Raw genomic sequence first — 17,472 nt, 5'->3', positions numbered from 1 at the left:
TCCATCCCTTCACCGCGTCCGTCCGTTCATGTCTTCATCGCCCTCCCCCGCCACTTCCCTCGTCGTCTTCGACGCTGCGGCCGTGCGCGTGGGTCTGGATGCCGAACGGCTGATCCCTGTCATCCGCGACGCCATGATCGCCCTGTCCGACGGGCGGGTGCGCCAGAATCTGCGCAGCTTCATCGGCCTGGGCGAAGGCCGGACCTTCGCCCTGATGCCCGCCGCCTTTTCCGACGAGGGCCTGTTCGGCGCCAAGCTGGTCAGCGTCTTCGCCGATGGCGCGGGCCGCAAGGCGCACGAGGGCGTCGTCGTGCTGTTCGACGGTCGTACGGGGGTTCCGATCTGCATCGCCGATGCGGGCGAGATAACAGCCTTGCGCACGGCGGCTGCCAGCGCCGTCGCCACCCAGGCCTTGGCCCGTCCCGATGCGAAAACCCTCTCTGTTCTGGGGCTGGGCCGTCAGTCGGCCGAACATATCGTCGCCATCGCCAGGGTTCGCCCGCTGGCGTCCATCCGCGTCTGGGGCCGCGACCTGCAGCGGGCCGAAGCCTTCGCGGCCGAGATGACGGCGCTGACCGACCTTCCCGTCTCGGCGGTCGCCAGCCCGCAAGCCGCCGCCGAGGGCACCGACATCCTCTGCACCGTCACCACCGCCGTCGATCCGATACTGGAAGGCGCCTGGGTCATGCCCGGCGCCCACGTCAATGTCGTCGGCTCCAGCGGACCGTCCGCCGCCGAGATCGATACGGACCTGGTCGCACGCAGCCGCTTCATCGTCGATCACGCCGAACACGTCCGGGTCCATGGCGGCGAGTTTCTGCGCGCACGTGCAACCGGCCGCATCGGCGAGGATCATATCGCGGCCGAGATCGGCGCCGTCCTGTCCGCCGCGGCGCCGGGGCGGACCCACAGCGACGAGATCACGGTCTACAAGTCGCTGGGCCACGCCGTGCAGGACATTGCGGCGGCCGGCCTGCTGTATTCCGCTGCGCACGGCGGCTGATCAGGTCTTGCAGGCGGTGTCGGCGGCATCCGGCACACGCCGCCACTGATAGACATCGACCTCTTCACCCCTGGGCAGATAGGTCACCGGGAAGCGGTCCTCGCCGCGCGTCACCTGCAGGGTCAGCGTCGCCTCCTGGTCGCTCTGCACGCCGTCCATCGCCACGGCATAGGTGACCACGTCCCCGTTACGAATCCCGGCCCGCTCAGCCACCGAACCGGGCACGAGGCCCCGGATGGTCTTCACGTCGCCGACGAAGGATTTCGGGTCGAAGCCCAGATCGAACCGTCGCGCCCGGCCCACATAGCGGGTGAAGCAGTGACCATAGTCGCCGGATTCCGGCAGCATCAGTTCGCCTGCCTTCATCGCGGCATGCAGCGCTTGCCCGTCCTCGCCCAATTCGGCGGTCAGAAGCGCCACCCAGGCCGCCTCGTCCACCGGCTCGCCTGCGCGCCGGCGCCGGTTCATCTCCAGGATCAGGTCGTCCAGCGACCGCGCGCCCTGGCTGGCCCGACGGATCTTGCCGTTGACTACGGCGAAATACAGACCACCGCGATCATAGGGCAGCACCCGGATACGGCTGTCCTCCCAGAAGCGCGGCGCGATCTGATCGTCCGGCGTGTCGTTGAGCAGGTTCGAATAATAGCGACGCGCGGTCTCGTTGATGTCGGCCAGATAGTCATCCGCCGTGATCAGCCCCGCGCGGTACGGCAGCAGCCCCTGATAATAGACGGCGATCCCTTCGCCATACCATTGGCCGCGCCCGTCCCACTGGGTCCAGGTATGGATCATCTCATGCGACAGGGTCGATTTCAGATCAGCCGGATCGGTCGCCTGACCGTAGGTCACCAGGAAGGACCGCGTCAGCGCCACGCCCCCGCCGGCGTTGATCGGATTGTAGCGCATAAAGACGCGGTAAGGCGGGTCGCCCGGCTCGGCGAAGAACCGGCTCATCCAGCCGTGCAACTGGTGCGTCCAGGCCATCAGCGGCCGCGCCTCGAACGGCGTCTCGCCCATCCACGCGGCCGAGAAGCCGGCGTTGGACACCGGCATCGGCTCGCGGTGCATCGGCCCCGCCATGAAGACGGTAGAGGACAGCCTGTCCGCCTTCCCCGGTTCCAACTCGACGTCGCCCTCACCATAGCTGGACGTCGCCCCGGCCCCGGCGCCCAGCCCGGTCAGATTCCAGCGCAGGGCGATGCGATAATCACGGTCGTCTTCCGGCATCAGGATGAAGGTGTTGCCGACGCCCGAGACGCCCCCGCCTTCGGTGCGCAGGCTGTAGGGCGGCCCCGAACCGCGACGCGGCGGCGTATTGTCGATCGGCGCGCGATAGCGAACGGTCACGTCCCCGCTGACGGCTCGCCCGGCGATCCAGTGCCGCGCATAGACCAGGGCCACGGGATCGTCCCGCACCGTCAACGGAACCGGCCCCAGGGCGTCGGTCATCGTCAGATCCGTCAGGGTCGTGGCGATGGTGTCGGTATTGGCGATGACGACCGGCAGGGTCAGAACGGCCTGCCCCGCCTCCGCCTCCATCGCCGAAATCTGCAGTTCCACATCCATCCGGGCGAGGCCGCGCGCGACATCGACATGGCCGGGCGCAAGCGTGACCTGCATCGTCTGCGCCGACGCCGAGGCGGGAAACGCGCCCAACAGCAGCATGACGGCCGCCAGAACCGACAGAGGATGACGCAGGACGTCGGCAATCGTCATGTCGCAGGCTCTCCCGGAAATCTCACGCAGTCCCGTCCCCGAGCGCCGAAACGCTCGGGGACGACGACCCAGTCTTAGAAGCGCGCGTTCAGGCCGACGAAATACTGGCGACCGAGAATGTCCCCATAGTTCCGCGTCGGATAGGACGGCTCCTCGTCGGTCAGGTTGATGACCCCGGCCCGCACCGCATAGTCGCCGAATCGATACTCGCCCGACAGGTTGTGGCGGACGTTCTCTTCGATCAATGGCGTCGGCGTCGTCTCGATGGTGTCGAACCGATTGACCTGGGACTTGGGCAGATAGTTCATCGAATAGCTGAGGCGCACAGGCCCCAGGGCATAACGCGCATCGAACCGGCTGACCCAGTCGGGCGTCAGGGTCGTGTCGTCGGTCCGGTTGTAGTCGAAGCCGGTGACCGAGGTTTCCAGCAGGGCGTTGTGGGTGACTTCCAGCCCCAGCTCTAGGCGGCCCCAATCCGCATCGCTCCGCGCCAGGTCCGCGACGTCGAAGGCGTAGTTGACCGTGTAGATTTCGCCCTCATACCGCACCGTGCCGGCGTTGAAGGTGGTCGAGTTGGCGGTCGCCACCTGGCCCAGGGCGTTGAAGGTGAACTGGCCGCACACGTCGGCCGGTTGCGGCGTGGAATCGAAACAGGTCGCCATGAAGTCCTGCGGCGTGAAGGCCGACAGGCCGTCCCGCAGCTCCACCTGGATACGGTCCGCCACGATGGTCAGGCCGGGCGCGAAGCTGGGCTGCAGCACGATGCCGAAGGTCGTAGTGTCCGAAATCTCATTCTTCAGATTCGGATTGCCGCCCGTCGTGATGAGGACGTTGTTGAAGTTCTCGCCCGGATCCTGGAAGCCCGTCAGCGCGCCATAGCCGGGATTGGCGGCGAACAACGCCTGACAATTGGCCAGGCGAACGGCGGGGTTCGCGCCGCTGTTGATGCGGTCCGCATCGCAAGGGTTCTGCGCGATGGCGCCCAGGGTGGTGCTGGACGGCGAGAACAACTGATCCAACGTCGGCGCCCGGAAGTTGCGGCTGCGCGACGCACGCACCGTCACGCCGGAAACGACTTCCCAACGCAGGCCCGCACCCCAGACGTCGGCCTTGCCGGCGATCGAGTTGTCGACGGTCCGATAGGCGCCATCCACCTCCAGCGAGTTGACGAACGGCAGGGTGAAGTCGCCGCCGAAGATCGGCACCAGGACTTCGGCCGAGAACTCGTTGGTGTTGTAGGCGCCGCTGGCGGCCCGCGTCGGCGTGCCCGATCCCGTCAGCCCACGCTGATTGGCGTCGAAAGGATTGAACTCGGCCTTCTCGCGCCGATACTCATAGGCGAGGCTGAAGCTGGCCGCACCGGCCGGCAGGGTGAACATCTCGCCGCCGATGGTCGCCAGGATGTCGTCCTGGGTGTTCTCGAACCGCTCGCCCACCGGCACGGCGACATAGGCCCGCATCTCGTCGGTGATCGTGCCGGTGCCGAAGATGTTGATGGGCACGCAGGCGGCGTCGTCATTCGCTGTCGAGGCGTCGGCGTTGATGGCGCACACGGCCTGGCCGCCGGTATTGCGCGTGGCGTTGACCGCATTGGTCAGGCGCGAGGTCCAGGTGTCCCAGCCCGACCGTTCGCCCTTGGTGATCCCGCGGCTGGCCGACAGGCTCCAGTAGAAGTTGCGATCCGCCCAGTCGAAGTCCCCTTCCAGCGCGACCAGGCCGCGCCAGACGTCCGTCTCGGTCACGAACTCCCGCGTGGGCAGGGCGTCGGAAAAGCTCTTGGACAGCCACAGCGGCGCGCCGGCGGCAAAGCCGGGGTTGGCGGCCGTCAGCTGAGCCAGAGCGGTCGGCGTCAGGAAGGGGTTGGTCCTGAAGAAGGCGATGGGGCCCGCGCCGGACGCGGCGGAGTTCAGCACCGTGCGGGTCGAACCCTGGGTGCCGTAAGGATCGCGCCCTTCGGTGTTCGAATAGAGCAGTTCGCCCTTCAGCTTGATCCGGTCCGTCAGATCGTAGCGGCCGAGCAGGTTCACGTTGAACCGCTCGACACCCGAATAGAGGGCCGCCAGATCGCGATAGTCGAAGCCGTCGCCGCCCGAGGCGAAGGGCACCCCGGCGACGACGCCGGTGTTATAGGCGATCAGGCTCGACCCATCGGCCGAGAACTGCTGCGGCACGCCACCCGAACGCACCAAGAAGCCCTGGACCGGGGCCGGGGTCGAGAAGATCAGCCCGTTGGTGTTGAACGGCCAGAAATGGGCGTCCAGCAGTTCGCGCACGGCCGGAACGCCGTCGTTGGGACCGGTGTTGGCCGAGTTCGAGACGGTCAGCCGCGACAGGTTCGAGCGGGGCCGATCCTGCCCATAGAGCGCGTCCGACTTCGACCATTCGACATTGCCCGCCAGATTGGCCCGACCGTCCAGGAAGTTGTCGCCGAACGTCATGCGCAGGCTGGTCTGGGGATAGTCGTCACGCGAGGAGATGCCGTATTGGGCGTCCACCTCCAGCCCCTCGAAATCGTCCTTGAGCACATAGTTGATCACGCCGGCGATGGCGTCCGAGCCATAGACGGCCGCGCCGCCCGCCTGAACCACATCGACCCGTTCCAGAAGACCGACCGGGATCAGGTTGGTGTCCACCACCCGGTCGCCCATGCCGGACGACGAGGTGACGAACCGCCGACCGTTCACGAGCGACAGGGTGCGACCGGCGCCCAGGCCGAACAGGTTGGGGAACTGCTGACCCGAACCCGCCGCCGAACCGGACCCGCTGGCGACCGGCGTCGACGGCGTCGCGGAGGTGATCTGGTTCAGCGCCTGACCGACCTGAACGAAGCCCCGTTCCGACAGCACCTCGGCGTCGATGACCGAGACCGGTGCGGCCGTCGTCGTCTGGACGCGGCGGATACGCGACCCGGTGACGACGATGTCGTCCACGGCCTGGGTCTCGTCCTGGGCCTGCGCCGCCGAGGCGGTCTGGGCCAGAGCCGAGCCCGCTCCGCCGAGCAGGAACAAGGCGGACCCCGCCACGGTCGTGGCCAGCAGGCGCTTCTTCATCGACATCCGCGTCATCGTATCCCCTCGATCTACGTTTCAGGATCGCCGGACGACATCCCCCGTCATCCCGCCTCTGCTGAAAGGCTAACCCCGCGCGACCTGCACATTCTTTCCTATTTCTGGCCGCAAGCGGATCGTCACACAACTTTCATGCAGACGATGTGATTCAAGCGACTGAAATATTCCTCAGCCAAAATTGGAGACACGCCCAACACATCCGACCGTCAGGCAAGCCGGAGCCATCATTCCTCGGCAAATCTCGCCCTATCGACGCTCAGCAACAGGCAGGAGAGCAAGGATGCGCTCGCCCCCACACGCCGCAATGGCCGACAGATCGCGCATAGATATTGCGGGAACGCAGATCACCTCTCCGACGGCGTCTATTCGCCAGAGGTCTCAAGACCACGGCGTTCATGCCATCGACACCGGGCCATCACGTGGAGTTTGCATAACGCTTGCGGACGCGACTGCGTAACCTGCTCCTGCAAACGGGGAGCCGACACATGAGTCTTCACACACGGATCGTCAGACGAACGGCCGGCCTTCTCTGCGGCCTGACGCTGACCGCCATGATCGCTCTCCCGGTGAACGCCGCCGAGATGAGCGCCGCCCGTTCAGAACGCGATGTCGTGCCGCCCGCGCCGGTCGAGACGCATCAGACCATCCGCCTGGCCGACGGCCGCCTTGATCACCTCGCCGAGGTCGGCCGGGTCGCGATCCGTGACGTCGAGACCACTGAGGCTCTCGGCTATATGGGCTACATCGCCTACCGCGTGCCCAGTCGTTCGCCACGCCCGCTGATCTTCGTCTGGAACGGCGGACCGGGCGCCAACTCGGCCACCCTTCATTTCGAAGTCGCCGGCCCCCGTCGCGGGGAAGGCGACCATCTGGTCGACAATGCCGAAACCTGGCTGACGAGCGCCGACCTCGTCTTCGTCGATCCCATCGGCACCGGCTTCAGCCGCCCCACGAGCACGCAGGCGGCCGACGCATTCTACGGCACGGTCGGAGACGTGGCCTCGGTCGCCGAATTCGTCCGATCCTGGCTCCTGCTGCACGACGCTCAGGATCGCCCCATCTACCTCGCCGGCGAAAGCTGGGGCGCCGGCCGCGCCGCGAGCGTCGGCTACCGCCTTCTGCGTCAAGGCGTTCCGATCAAGGGCTTGATCCTGATCTCCGGCGGCGACGGCCTCAACACCGTCCGCCTCCCATCCGAGACCGCCACGGCTCTGCGCGTCGTCGACCTGGCGCCCGTCACCCTCTTCCACGGCAAACTGCCCGCCGAATTGGGAACCACTGCCGAGGCCGCCCGCGCGGCTGCCGAATCCTGGGCTCGCACCACTTACGAACCGGCCGTGGCCCGCCGCGCCGAACTGACGGACGCTGAACGCGACACGGTGATCTCCGGCCTGTCGCGCTTCACCGGTGTTCCCACAGATCAGATCGACCGCGCCACCCTGACCTTCACCCCGCGCCAGCATCTGCGCGGCCTGCTGCAGGACCAGGGAAAGACGCTGAACATCTTCGACATGCGACTGACCGAAAGCCCGCGCGACGCCTTCAACCCGGCGATCGACCGCTACCTGCGCCGCACGCTGAACTACCGCACAGACCTCGCCTATGTCGGGCTGGACGAGGTTCAGGTCGGCTACGCCCCGCACGACCGTTTCCCGGACAGCGTCGGCGCCCGCTGGAATTATGCGACCATCGAGGACGCCAGCCCCGAAGTGGTCCAGGCCGCCATCAGCGAAGCCATCCGCCGCGGCGGCGGCCCTCCCCGCATCGGCCCGCCCCTTCCCGCGACCGAAGACGCCCTCACCCTGTCGCCGACGCTGAAAGTGCTCGTCGCCTCGGGCCGCTACGATTCCCTGGCGAGTTGTGCGCGCGACGCGGCGACGGAACATATCCTCCCGTCGCCCTTACGCACCGCGATGACCTATCGCTGCTACGAAGGCGGCCACATGTTTTATCGCGACCCGGCAACACGTCTCCAGTTCAGCCAGGACATCGCCGATATGGTGTCCAGTTCGCGCTGAGGAAGATTGCAAGACATCTGGCGTCAGCGCCGCTCCCCTCGCCATGGACGGGATTGTCTTGAATGCTTAAGGTTGTGATTTAGGATCGCGGATCAGCACCAAGATCAGGCGCACGTCGCCTCTGTCGCCGACTCCGCCACCGCTCGCCTCCTCGTCAAAGGCTTCCTCAGTGCCGTCCAGTAAGCGTCCCTACGTCCAATACTCCATCGTCCAGCTGGAGGGGCTGTTCGCCAAAGCCAAGGCGGGTTCCGTTGTTATGGGCGAGATCGAGCACGAGTTGAGCTTCCGCAAAACCGACCGCGCCGCAAAGCTGCGCCTGCGCGCCCAGGAAGTCTTGCTCAGCCAAGCCGCCGCGCGGCCTCGTCCTGCGGCCGCCCCCGCAAAGACAAAGACGAAGCCCACACGCGCCAAGACTTCGTCGCCCCCTGCCCCGTCGCCAGCCTCTACGCCCAGGGCCAACCGCACGCAGCATGTCGCCGCCGCCGCGAAGGCCTGGAGCGATGATCTCCAAGAGGCCTTCGATCCTGGTCGGCCGACCGAACCCAATACGCCCGACGGCGTGCTGGGCGCATGGATGGCTTTGGAAGCCCTGTCGCCTCAGACGTACAAGCGCCCCTACGACCTGGCCCTAGGCCAGCACGCCAGCGTCGCGGAGCTGGGCAAAGGCCCATTACCTTGGGAACGAGGTGAAAAGTCGAAACCGAATTACCAGCTCTATTATCAGATCATCCTCGGCGCGATCCCGATGGAGAAGGCGACGGCCGACCTGGTCAAGGCCTTCGGCTCCGATGAGGAAGGCAGAACTCGCGCCCGGGAAAAGTCGGCGATCGCCGCCATCTTGGTCGACCGCAATGGCCTCTTGGTTCAGGACAACGGCATCGCCGTCTCAAGCTTCGGCTGGGCCCTGCCACTCGCCCTAAAGCTCAAGCTGGAAGCGCTCGGCGCCTGGCCCGGTCTTGAGCCCAAGGTCGTTCAAGCGCTCGATGACATCCTGCGTCGAACCGACGAAGCCGGCGCGCCCCTTCCGCTGGACCGGGAGACCATCGCGCGCGCCTATGCCCACCTGGTCGAGCGGTTTGGACTGCCAGATCACCTGGTCGAAGCGCCCACGTTCGCTCTGCGGGTCTTTCACTACTTCAAGGCCAAGAATCCGCCGGAAGCCTCGCTGCTGAACTCGTTCTTCATGACGGATCTGGCGAAGGCCGCCATCCACTGCCGCAAACAGACCGCCCCCCGAACGCTACGCCAATATCTGGGCAGCGAGCGGCCGACTCACGTCCTTGATATGCTGAACGACCGCCATGCCGTCGAAGACGCCGTAGCGCCGGCCAGGATGCCAGCGGCGCGTTGGCCCAGCGCCGGCGGCCATTCCCTCGTGCTCTTGCAACAGGCGGCGGTGAATCTCGCACGGTCGGAATTGGCGACAGCTTGCGGCATGATCGCCGTCAATGGTCCGCCCGGCACAGGCAAGACGACCCTCCTTCGCGATATCGTCGCCGCCGCCGTGCTGGATCGCGCCCTGGCGATGGCGGCGTTCGACGATCCGCAGGAAGCCTTCAAGGCCTCAGGCGAGCGGTGGACCTTCGGCGGCCCTGGCTTCTTCCAGCTCTACAAGCTCGATCCCAGCCTGCGTGGCCACGAGGTGCTGGTCGCCTCCAGCAACAACAAGGCTGTCGAGAACATCAGTCGCGAACTTCCGGCGGCCAAGGCGATCGGCCGACCAGAGCTGAGCTACTTCAAGTCCATCAGCGACTTCGTCTATCGCCCCGACACGTCTGAGGATGGGGCGGAAGCGACCGCTGCGCGCACCATCGAACCGCTTCAGACCTGGGGCTTGATCGCGGCGGTCCTGGGCAATGCCAAGAACCGCGCGGCCTTCTCCAGGTCGTTCTGGTGGGACGACGATCACGGCTTCCGGGTCTATCTGAAAGCCGCAAAGGGCGACGCCGTCATACGCGAGATCAAGGATCCCGAGACGGACAAGGTGATCGAGCGGACAACGCCCGCAGTCGTCATCGAAGAAGCGCCTCCCAGCCCGCAGGAGGCCACATCCAACTGGCGACGCGCACGCCAGCGGCTGATGACGCTGCACCGCGAAATCCAGGACGAATTGGCGGCATTGGAAGGCGTGCGCCAGATCGCGCTCAATCTTGCAGCGGCGAAACGAGAGGTCGCCGAACGCCTCGCCGAAAAGGCTTCACGCGTTGAAAGCCTCCAACGCATCCAATCTGACAGAGCGATGCTGGACGCGGACCTCAACGTCGCAAGCCTTGCAGCCAAGCAGGCCAAGGACGCGATCAAACGCCATCGCCAGAACCGCCCATGTTTCTTCGCCTGGTTGTTCCGCCGCGAAGTACGCCGACGCTGGAACGCCGAAAACCAGCCGCTGTTGGCTGCGGCCGAGGTCGCCAATGGCGAATGCCGCCAAGCCCAACAAGCGCTTGACGCCTGCACCAGCCAGTTCGAGGCGCTGACCCTGGAGATCGCCCGCGCCGACCGCGCCCTGATCGAACCTCGCGAACGGGTCGTGCTGCTAGACGGCCGGTTGGAAGGTCATCGTCCTCTGCTGGGCCGGCACATCATTGATGACGCCTTCTTCGAGCGTGGACATGAGGCCTCCAACCTTGAATCGCCCTGGCTGCCTGAGGCGCTTCAACGCAAGCGCGAGGACCTCTTCATCGCGGCCATGGACGTGCACAAGGCGTTCATCGACGCCTCGGCGCAGAAGGTGCTGCACAACCTGACCGTCCTGATGGACGTCTTTTCGGGCGGCCCGCCCCAGGATCCCGCCAAGCGGGCCCTGCTCGGCGAATTGTGGTCGACGCTGTTCATGGTCACGCCGGTCCTTTCGACCACCTTCGCCTCGGTCGAGCGCATGCTGGGCGACCTGCCGCCCGACAGCCTCGGTTGGCTTCTGGTCGATGAGGCGGGCCAGGCCCTGCCTCAGGCCGCCATCGGCGCCGTGATGCGTGCGCGGCGCGCGATCATCGTCGGCGATCCGCTGCAGATCCCTCCAGTGGTCACCCTGCCCGAACGGCTGAACGTCGAGATCGCCGACTTCTTCAAAATTCATCGCCCCTCCTGGCTGGCGCCAGAAGCGTCCACCCAGATCGTGGCCGACCGGGTGTCGCCCTTCCAGGCGGCGTTCAAATCGGATGTCGGCCCCCGCCAGGTCGGGATTCCTCTGCTCGTCCACCGGCGTTGCCAGGAGCCGATGTTCAGCATCTCCAACCGGATCGCCTACGACGGTCAAATGGTCCACACGCCGGGCCAAAAGGTCAGCGCCATCGGCGACGGTCTTGGTCCATCGACCTGGCACGACATCGACGGCGACGCGGATTCGAAATGGAGCCCCGACGAAGGCGAACAGGTCGTGTCTCTGCTGCACAAGATCGCCGCTGCGGGCATTCGAAATCCGGACGTGTTCGTCATCACGCCGTTCCGCATCGTCGCGCAGGAGCTGCGAGCGCGATTGAAGGGTGAGAGAGAGTTATTCGCTCAGTTCGGCGTCGATATCGACGAATGGCTGACGGATCGCGTGGGCACGATCCACACGGTGCAGGGTCGCGAAGCCGAGGCCGTGATCCTCGTCCTGGGCGCCCCAAAGGCTTCGCAGAACGGTGCACGAGCCTGGGCCGCCGGCACGCCCAACATTCTCAATGTCGCGGTCTCCCGCGCAAAACAACGCCTCTACGTCGTCGGCTCCCATGGCGCATGGCGCGGTGTCGGCCATGCCAAAGACCTGGCGATGTCCCTCCCCGTCTCGCGTTCACGTTAGGAGCGCGGGTTAGTCACCAAGCGAAAGACCATCTCACACGGTACTGACGTTTGGCGAGGCAAAGCTGATGACCTAGTCTAACATAACGCCATAGCCGTTCACCCAGCGCCTGAAGGGTGGAAGAGCCATGTAGGCAAAGGACGGCAATCCGACCGGGCTCGCTATTCGCTGTTGTTGTCGATCGGCGCTGATGGGGTCGATGTCGACCTGTACGTAGAAGCTAGTGCCGTCATGATAGAGAAGGAGACCGCCATCGTGCTCAAAAGCTTGATCGGTTAAGGCATCGACTGACGGCAAGCATGTCCGCTTTGTGCTCGGATGCCAATGCCGCCTTTGGCCCTTAATGGAAATCCCGCGATCCCGGCAGGATACGCGTATCGCGAGGATGGCGGTGTGGCGTGTGGCGCGGCGGCTGGGGATTGGCGACGACGTCGGCGCGGGCGAGCTGGACAGCGGTGTCGTGATCTTCGGACAGGCGGGACAGTTCGCTGGATCGGTCGATGACGCGGCGGGCGACCAGGTGGACGACGCCTTCCGGGCTCTTTTCCACGACGCCTTCGACCGCCATTAGCCGGGCGGCCATGACCTCTCGGCGGAATTGTTCGAACATCCGCGCCCACAGGACGACATTGATGATGCCCGTTTCGTCTTCAAGGGTGACAAAGATGGCGTTGCCCTTGCCGGGACGTTGACGCACCAGAACCACGCCTGCCACCCGCACCAGGGCGCCGCCGCGTGTTGCCTCGGTCTGGGCGCAGGTCAGGATGTTTGCGGCGTCGAAGATGGGACGCAGGATGGCCATGGGATGCGCCTTCAGCGACAGGCGCAGGGTCTGATAGTCGGCGGCGACATGCTCGCCCAGCGGCATGGTCGGCAGCCGGGCGTCGGGTTCGGCGCCGAGTTCGCGGGCGTCGGCGGCGGCGAACAGGGGCAGGGGTGCGTCGTCGGAAAGGCGTCGCACGGCCCACAGGGCTTCACGGCGGTCCAGCCCTAAAGATCGGAAGGCGTCCGCGTCGGCCAGTTTGCGCATGGCGGCGGACGGCAGCGCGGCGCGGCGGGCCAGGGTCTCGATGTCGGACACGGAGAAGGCGCGGGCGGCGACCAGGGCCTGGGCCCAATCTTCGCGGAAGCCGTCGATCTGACGCAGGCCGATGCGCAGCGTCGGCTGTGTGCTCGGGCCTTCCAGACTATTGTCCCACTGGCTGTACGAGACATCGACAGGGCGCACCTCGACGCCGTGGTCGCTTGCGTCACGCACGATCTGGGCCGGGGCGTAGAAACCCATCGGCTGGCTGTTCAGCAGCGCGCAGGCGAAGGCCGCCGGGTGGTGGCGTTTGATCCAGGACGAAACATAGACCAGTTGGGCGAATGAAGCGGCGTGGCTTTCGGGGAAGCCGTAGGAGCCGAACCCCTTGATCTGATCAAAGCAGCGCTGGGCGAATGTCGGGTCATAGCCGCGTTCGATCATCTTGCCGACCATCCGGTCCTCATAGGTGTGCAGGGTGCCGTCGCCCCGGAAAGTGCCCATGGCCTTGCGCAGGCCGTTGGCCTCCTTCTCATTGAACTCGGCGGCGACCATGGCGACCTTCATCGCCTGCTCCTGGAACAGGGGCACGCCCAGGGTTTTCTTCAGCACCTGTTCCAGCTCGTCCTGGGGATACTGCGGTCCAGGCTTCGAGTAGTCCGGCAGCTCCAATCCATTGCGGCGACGCAGATAGGGATGGACCATGTCGCCCTGGATCGGGCCGGGCCGGACGATGGCCACCTGGATCACCAAATCGTAGAGGCGGCGCGGCTTGAGCCGGGGCAGCATGTTGATCTGGGCGCGGCTCTCGACCTGGAAGACGCCGATGGAGTCGCCCTTGCACAGCATGTCGTAGACCTTGGGGTCGTCGGGCGGGACTGTATGTAAGGCCCAGTCCTCGCCCGCATGGGCGCGGATCAGGTCGAAGGCCTTGCGGATGCAGGTCAGCATGCCCAGCGCCAGCACATCGACCTTCATCAGGCGCAGTTCGTCGATGTCATCCTTGTCCCATTCTATGAAGGTGCGATCCGGCATGGCGGCGTTGCCGATGGGAACCAGTTCGTCTAGCCGATCTTGGGTCAGGACGAAGCCGCCGACGTGCTGGGACAGATGGCGGGGGAAGTTCAGCAATCGCATGGCCATTTTCACCGCACGTCGGATCATGGGGTTGGCGGGATCCAGACCAGCCTGTTCGACATGGCGTTCGCCGATCTCGGCGCCCCAGCTGCTCCACTGGCTGGAGGCCAGGCGGGCCGTCACGTCCTCGGTCAGGCCCAGCGCCTTGCCGACGTCACGTATGGCGCTCTTGGGGCGGTAGCGGATGACGGTGGCGGCGATGCCGGCGCGCTCGCGGCCGTAACGGGTGTAGATGTGCTGGATGATCTCTTCGCGCCGCTCATGCTCGAAATCGACGTCGATGTCGGGCGGCTCACCCCGGTCGGAGGACAAAAAGCGCTCGAACAGAAGGTCGGATTCGGCCGGGTCCACCGCCGTGATCCCCAGCACATAGCAGACGGCGGAGTTGGCGGCCGAACCCCGGCCCTGGCACAGGATGCGCTTGTCGCGCGCCACACGCACGATGTCATAGATGGTCAGGAAATACGGCGCGTAGCTGGCTTTTGCGATGAAGGTCAGTTCCTTCTCCAGCAGCGCCTTCACCTTGTCGGGCAGGCCGCGGGGATAGCGCATCTCGGCATGACGCCAGGTCAGATTCTCCAGCCAACCCTGTGGCGTCTCATCAGGCGGGGTCGTCTCTTCGGGATACTGGTAACTGATGTCGCCTAGATCAAAGCCGATGCGAACCAAGACGTTCGCGGTTTCGGTGACAGCCTCGGGGGCGTCGCGGAACAGGCGGGCCATTTCGGTGGGCGGTTTCAGCCAGCGTTCGGCATTGGCGTTCAGGCGACGACCCGCGTCCTCGATGGTCACGCCTTCGCGAATACAGGTCAGCACGTCCTGCAGGTCGCGCTGGACCGGGTCGTGATAGAGGATGTCGTTGACGGCCAGAAGCGGCGCGCCGCTCTGTTCCGAGAGCGTCTTCAGCCGCGCCAGTCTTCGGCGATCGTCGCCGTTGCGCCCCATGACCGCGCCCAGCCAGACCGCGCCGGGCGCCGCATCGATCAACTGCGCCAAGGTCTGACCTATGCCATCCAACCGTGCCCCCGGCATGAGGATCAGGAGCAGATCCTCGGGCGCGGCCAGCAGGTCGCGCAATCCGATCTCGCACTGGCCTTTCACCGCCCGGCGATTGCCCAGGGTCAGCAGCCGCGTCAGCCGTCCCCAGCCGGCGCGCGTCTCGGGATAGGCGATGATGTCGGGCGTCCCGTCGTTGAAGACCAGACGCGCACCCGTCGCCAGTTTGAAGCTCGCCGCCCGCTCCTTGACCATCTGCGACAGGGCCGGATCGTTCAGCGGATCCTCGACATAGGTCACTTCGCCGGGGCCGCCGCCGTCCCGCACGACATCGGGGGGCGACAGGCCGTCCTCGCGGATCGTGCGCAGGGCGCTCCAGGCCCGCACAACGCCGGAGACCGTGTTGCGGTCGGCCAGACCCAGCCCCGTGTGCCCTCTCAGGATCGCGGTCAGCACCAGATCCTTGGGATGGGACGCCCCGCGCAGAAAGGAAAAGTTGCTGGTCGTCGCCAGCTCGACATATGCGGGCGCGATCATGCGAACAGGCCGTGGACAAACCAGCGCGGCTCGTCGGTCTCGCCATACAGACCCTGGCGGAACAGCCAGAAGCGGCGGCCCTCGCGGTCCTCGACGCGGTAATAGTCGCGCGTCTTCTGACCCGGCGCGCGCCACCACTCGCCGCCGATCCGCTCCGGTCCCTCGGCCAGAGCTACCTCATGCAGTACTCGCCGCCAGCGGAACCTCAGAGGAGAGCCGTCAGGCACCTCGGCGAGGGTGTCGATGGGCTGGGGCGGCTCGAACATCTGCAAGGGGCGCAACGGCGGATCGTCAGGGGTCAAATCCGGCCAATCATGGGCCGGTCGGAAGCCTTTCATGGTCGCCGGGACCATCCGTGCGGCGCGCTCGGGGATGTGCGACCCTAGGGGTTCGAAACTCAGCACCGCTTCGGGGCCCAGCCGCGCCGTCAGCCGGTCGATCAGGCGGCTGAAGTCCTCGCCGTTGGGTCGGTCCCCCTCCAGACCACGCTGGGCGGGTTTCATCGTCTGGGTTTCCAGAACCGACAGCCGCATCTGATCGAAGCCGAAACCGGGATCCAGAGGATTGGCCAGCGCCGCCAACCGTTCGCGGAACAGGCGCAGCACCGCGTACACATCGCGCGTCGCGCGTCCCGTTCTTGCGACGATGCGGCGAACCTGGCCATCGACGCGGTAGAAGCCGACCTCGAAGGCTCGGCCGCCCTGACCCGCCTGATCCAGGCGATCGGCGGTCTCGATCAGCAGGTCGGACAGAACGCGGCCTACATCCTCGTCGGTGAGGATGGGTTCGAAGAAGACGCGGTCCACGACGATGGGCGGCGGCGGGCGGTGCGGCGTGATGCGGATGTCCTCGTCGCCCAAGACACGCGCCAGGCGGGCTGGAAAATCGGCGCCGAAACGCGCGGCCAAAGGCGCGCGCGGACGGTCATCCAGATCAGCGATCCGCTTCAGTCCGGCGCGTTGCAGGGCCTGGGCGTCACGCTGAGTCAATTCCAGCGCCGTGATCGGCAGCCGGCGCACGGCCTGTCGATCCTGCCCAGCCTCGAACAGACCGCCCGGCCCGAACCGGGCCAGCCCGCGCGCCGCTTGGGGCGCGGAGGCCAGGGCGCTGCGCACCTCCAGGCCGATGCGCCCTGCGCGCTGATGCGCGGCGCGGATCAGGCCGGTCTCGCCGCCGAACAGGTGGGCGCAGCCGGTGACGTCCAGCATCAGGCCGTGCGGGGCATCTTCGGCGATCATGGGGGTGAAACGGCCGAAATCCTCCATCACCTGCAACAGCAGGGCCGCATCTGCTTCCGGTCGATGGACGACGGTGCGCAGGGACGGCGTTCGCGCGCGGGCATCGGCCAAGGTCAGGCCGGGCGTCAGGCCCACCCGCGCCGCCGCCGGATCGACGGCGGCCAGGCGTAGGGCGCCGCTGATCTTTTCGACGAGAACGACAGGCGCGGGATCAGGCGACGCGTCTGCCGCTGGCGTCCCACGCCTCAGCCGGTCGCTGGGCAACCAGGGGAACCACAGCGCCAGATAGCGGCGCCGGTTCTCGGAAGGATCGGGCGTCACGATCCCACTCCAAGGTCCAGGTTCTCGGTTCGCCCCCGCCGCGTCGCCGCAGCAGGGTCGCCGAAAAAGACGGCCGCCCCGGCGCTCTCCCTTCCAGAGCTTCTGAAGCCCAGCACGACACCGACCACCGGGTCTCGGCCGCGCTGGGACTGATCAGTGCGCCCGCACGCGCCAGGAACAGGGTCGCCCCGCTGCTCTTGGCCGCCAAGGCCAGTCGCCGGCTAGCTGTCAGGCTAAAGGCCTTGGCTTCGCCCCAGGCGCTCAACAGCACGGCGCCCACGGCCGGACTGCGCAGGGCCTCCTCGCCTACAGCCAACAAGCTCTGCACATCGCGCGTCCTCACCAACAATAGATCGCGCGGCGACAGCCCCATCTCATGCAGGCCGGGCCCATGGGGCCGTCCCGCCTCTTGGGCCATCATCTCGTGCAGTCCCCAGACGATGGGCCGCCCCGCCGCAGCCCGCAGCGCCATGCCAAGACCAAAAGCGTTGACCGCCACGGCGTCTGCTGGCCCAGCGGCGTAGAGGTCGTGAACCACGCTTTTGCCCAAGGTGGCAAAGTCGTCGTCACTTCCCTCACGCACACCCGAGCTGAAGCGAAGACCGCTCGCCCGATCCAAGGCGTCCAAGCGAGACT

General features: G+C 66.3%; 8 protein-coding genes. 3 read left to right on the top strand and 5 right to left on the bottom strand.

The genetic code is table 11. The features are described from left to right. The first annotated feature begins 28 nt into the window (after positions 1 to 28). On the top strand, positions 29 to 1,003 hold the full coding sequence (locus ACK4MH_RS03110) for an ornithine cyclodeaminase family protein (RefSeq protein WP_409714617.1): 975 nt from the start codon (positions 29 to 31) through the stop codon (positions 1,001 to 1,003). On the opposite strand, the gene ACK4MH_RS03105 is transcribed toward ACK4MH_RS03110, so the two are convergent. Continuing rightward, complete coding sequence (locus ACK4MH_RS03105; protein ID WP_409714614.1) at positions 1,004 to 2,719, bottom strand: hypothetical protein; 1,716 nt, start codon at positions 2,717 to 2,719, stop codon at positions 1,004 to 1,006. It lies immediately after the preceding gene. Between the two features lie 74 nt (positions 2,720 to 2,793). Then, positions 2,794 to 5,775, bottom strand: coding sequence for a TonB-dependent receptor domain-containing protein (locus ACK4MH_RS03100; RefSeq protein WP_409714611.1), 2,982 nt, complete (start codon positions 5,773 to 5,775; stop codon positions 2,794 to 2,796). 497 nt (positions 5,776 to 6,272) lie between these two features. On the opposite strand from ACK4MH_RS03100, the gene ACK4MH_RS03095 reads away from it, so the two are divergent. Then, the gene (locus tag ACK4MH_RS03095) at positions 6,273 to 7,805 is read left to right on the top strand and encodes a S10 family serine carboxypeptidase-like protein (RefSeq protein WP_409714608.1); all 1,533 of its coding nucleotides are present in this window, start codon (positions 6,273 to 6,275) and stop codon (positions 7,803 to 7,805) included. A 169-nt stretch (positions 7,806 to 7,974) separates the two neighbouring features. Further along, positions 7,975 to 11,583 (top strand): DEAD/DEAH box helicase, encoded by a 3,609-nt coding sequence (locus tag ACK4MH_RS03090; protein WP_409714606.1) that lies wholly within the window; start codon positions 7,975 to 7,977, stop codon positions 11,581 to 11,583. Positions 11,584 to 11,923: 340 nt separating this feature from the next. Here the strand turns inward: ACK4MH_RS03090 and ACK4MH_RS03085 are convergent, their stop codons facing one another. Genes ACK4MH_RS03085 through ACK4MH_RS03075 form a run of 3 tightly spaced genes read right to left on the bottom strand, consistent with a single transcriptional unit; the run spans position 11,924 to position 17,386 of the window. Next, the gene (locus tag ACK4MH_RS03085) at positions 11,924 to 15,277 is read right to left on the bottom strand and encodes an error-prone DNA polymerase (RefSeq protein ID WP_409714603.1); all 3,354 of its coding nucleotides are present in this window, start codon (positions 15,275 to 15,277) and stop codon (positions 11,924 to 11,926) included. Beyond that, on the bottom strand, positions 15,274 to 16,836 hold the full coding sequence (locus ACK4MH_RS03080) for a Y-family DNA polymerase (protein ID WP_409714600.1): 1,563 nt from the start codon (positions 16,834 to 16,836) through the stop codon (positions 15,274 to 15,276). The genes ACK4MH_RS03085 and ACK4MH_RS03080 overlap by 4 nt, the downstream gene beginning before the upstream one ends. Then, positions 16,727 to 17,386 (bottom strand): ImuA family protein, encoded by a 660-nt coding sequence (locus ACK4MH_RS03075; protein WP_409714597.1) that lies wholly within the window; start codon positions 17,384 to 17,386, stop codon positions 16,727 to 16,729. Before ACK4MH_RS03075 ends, ACK4MH_RS03080 begins: the two co-directional genes overlap by 110 nt. Positions 17,387 to 17,472: the final 86 nt, after the last annotated feature.

Origin of the sequence: Brevundimonas sp. (assembly GCF_046295075.1) — a bacterium.
Taxonomy (GTDB): Bacteria; Pseudomonadota; Alphaproteobacteria; order Caulobacterales; family Caulobacteraceae; genus Brevundimonas.
Note: the sequence above shows the minus strand (reverse complement) of the source record. Positions and strands in the feature narration are given on the sequence as shown.

Bases quoted from the DNA above. Each gene is read 5' to 3' on its own strand.
- ACK4MH_RS03095 (WP_409714608.1), top strand. From the start codon at position 6,273: ATGAGTCTTCACACACGGATCGTCAGACGAACGGCCGGCCTTCTCTGC.
- ACK4MH_RS03100 (WP_409714611.1), bottom strand. From the start codon at position 5,775: ATGTCGATGAAGAAGCGCCTGCTGGCCACGACCGTGGCGGGGTCCGCC.
- ACK4MH_RS03105 (WP_409714614.1), bottom strand. From the start codon at position 2,719: ATGACGATTGCCGACGTCCTGCGTCATCCTCTGTCGGTTCTGGCGGCC.
- ACK4MH_RS03085 (WP_409714603.1), bottom strand. From the start codon at position 15,277: ATGATCGCGCCCGCATATGTCGAGCTGGCGACGACCAGCAACTTTTCC.
- ACK4MH_RS03110 (WP_409714617.1), top strand. From the start codon at position 29: ATGTCTTCATCGCCCTCCCCCGCCACTTCCCTCGTCGTCTTCGACGCT.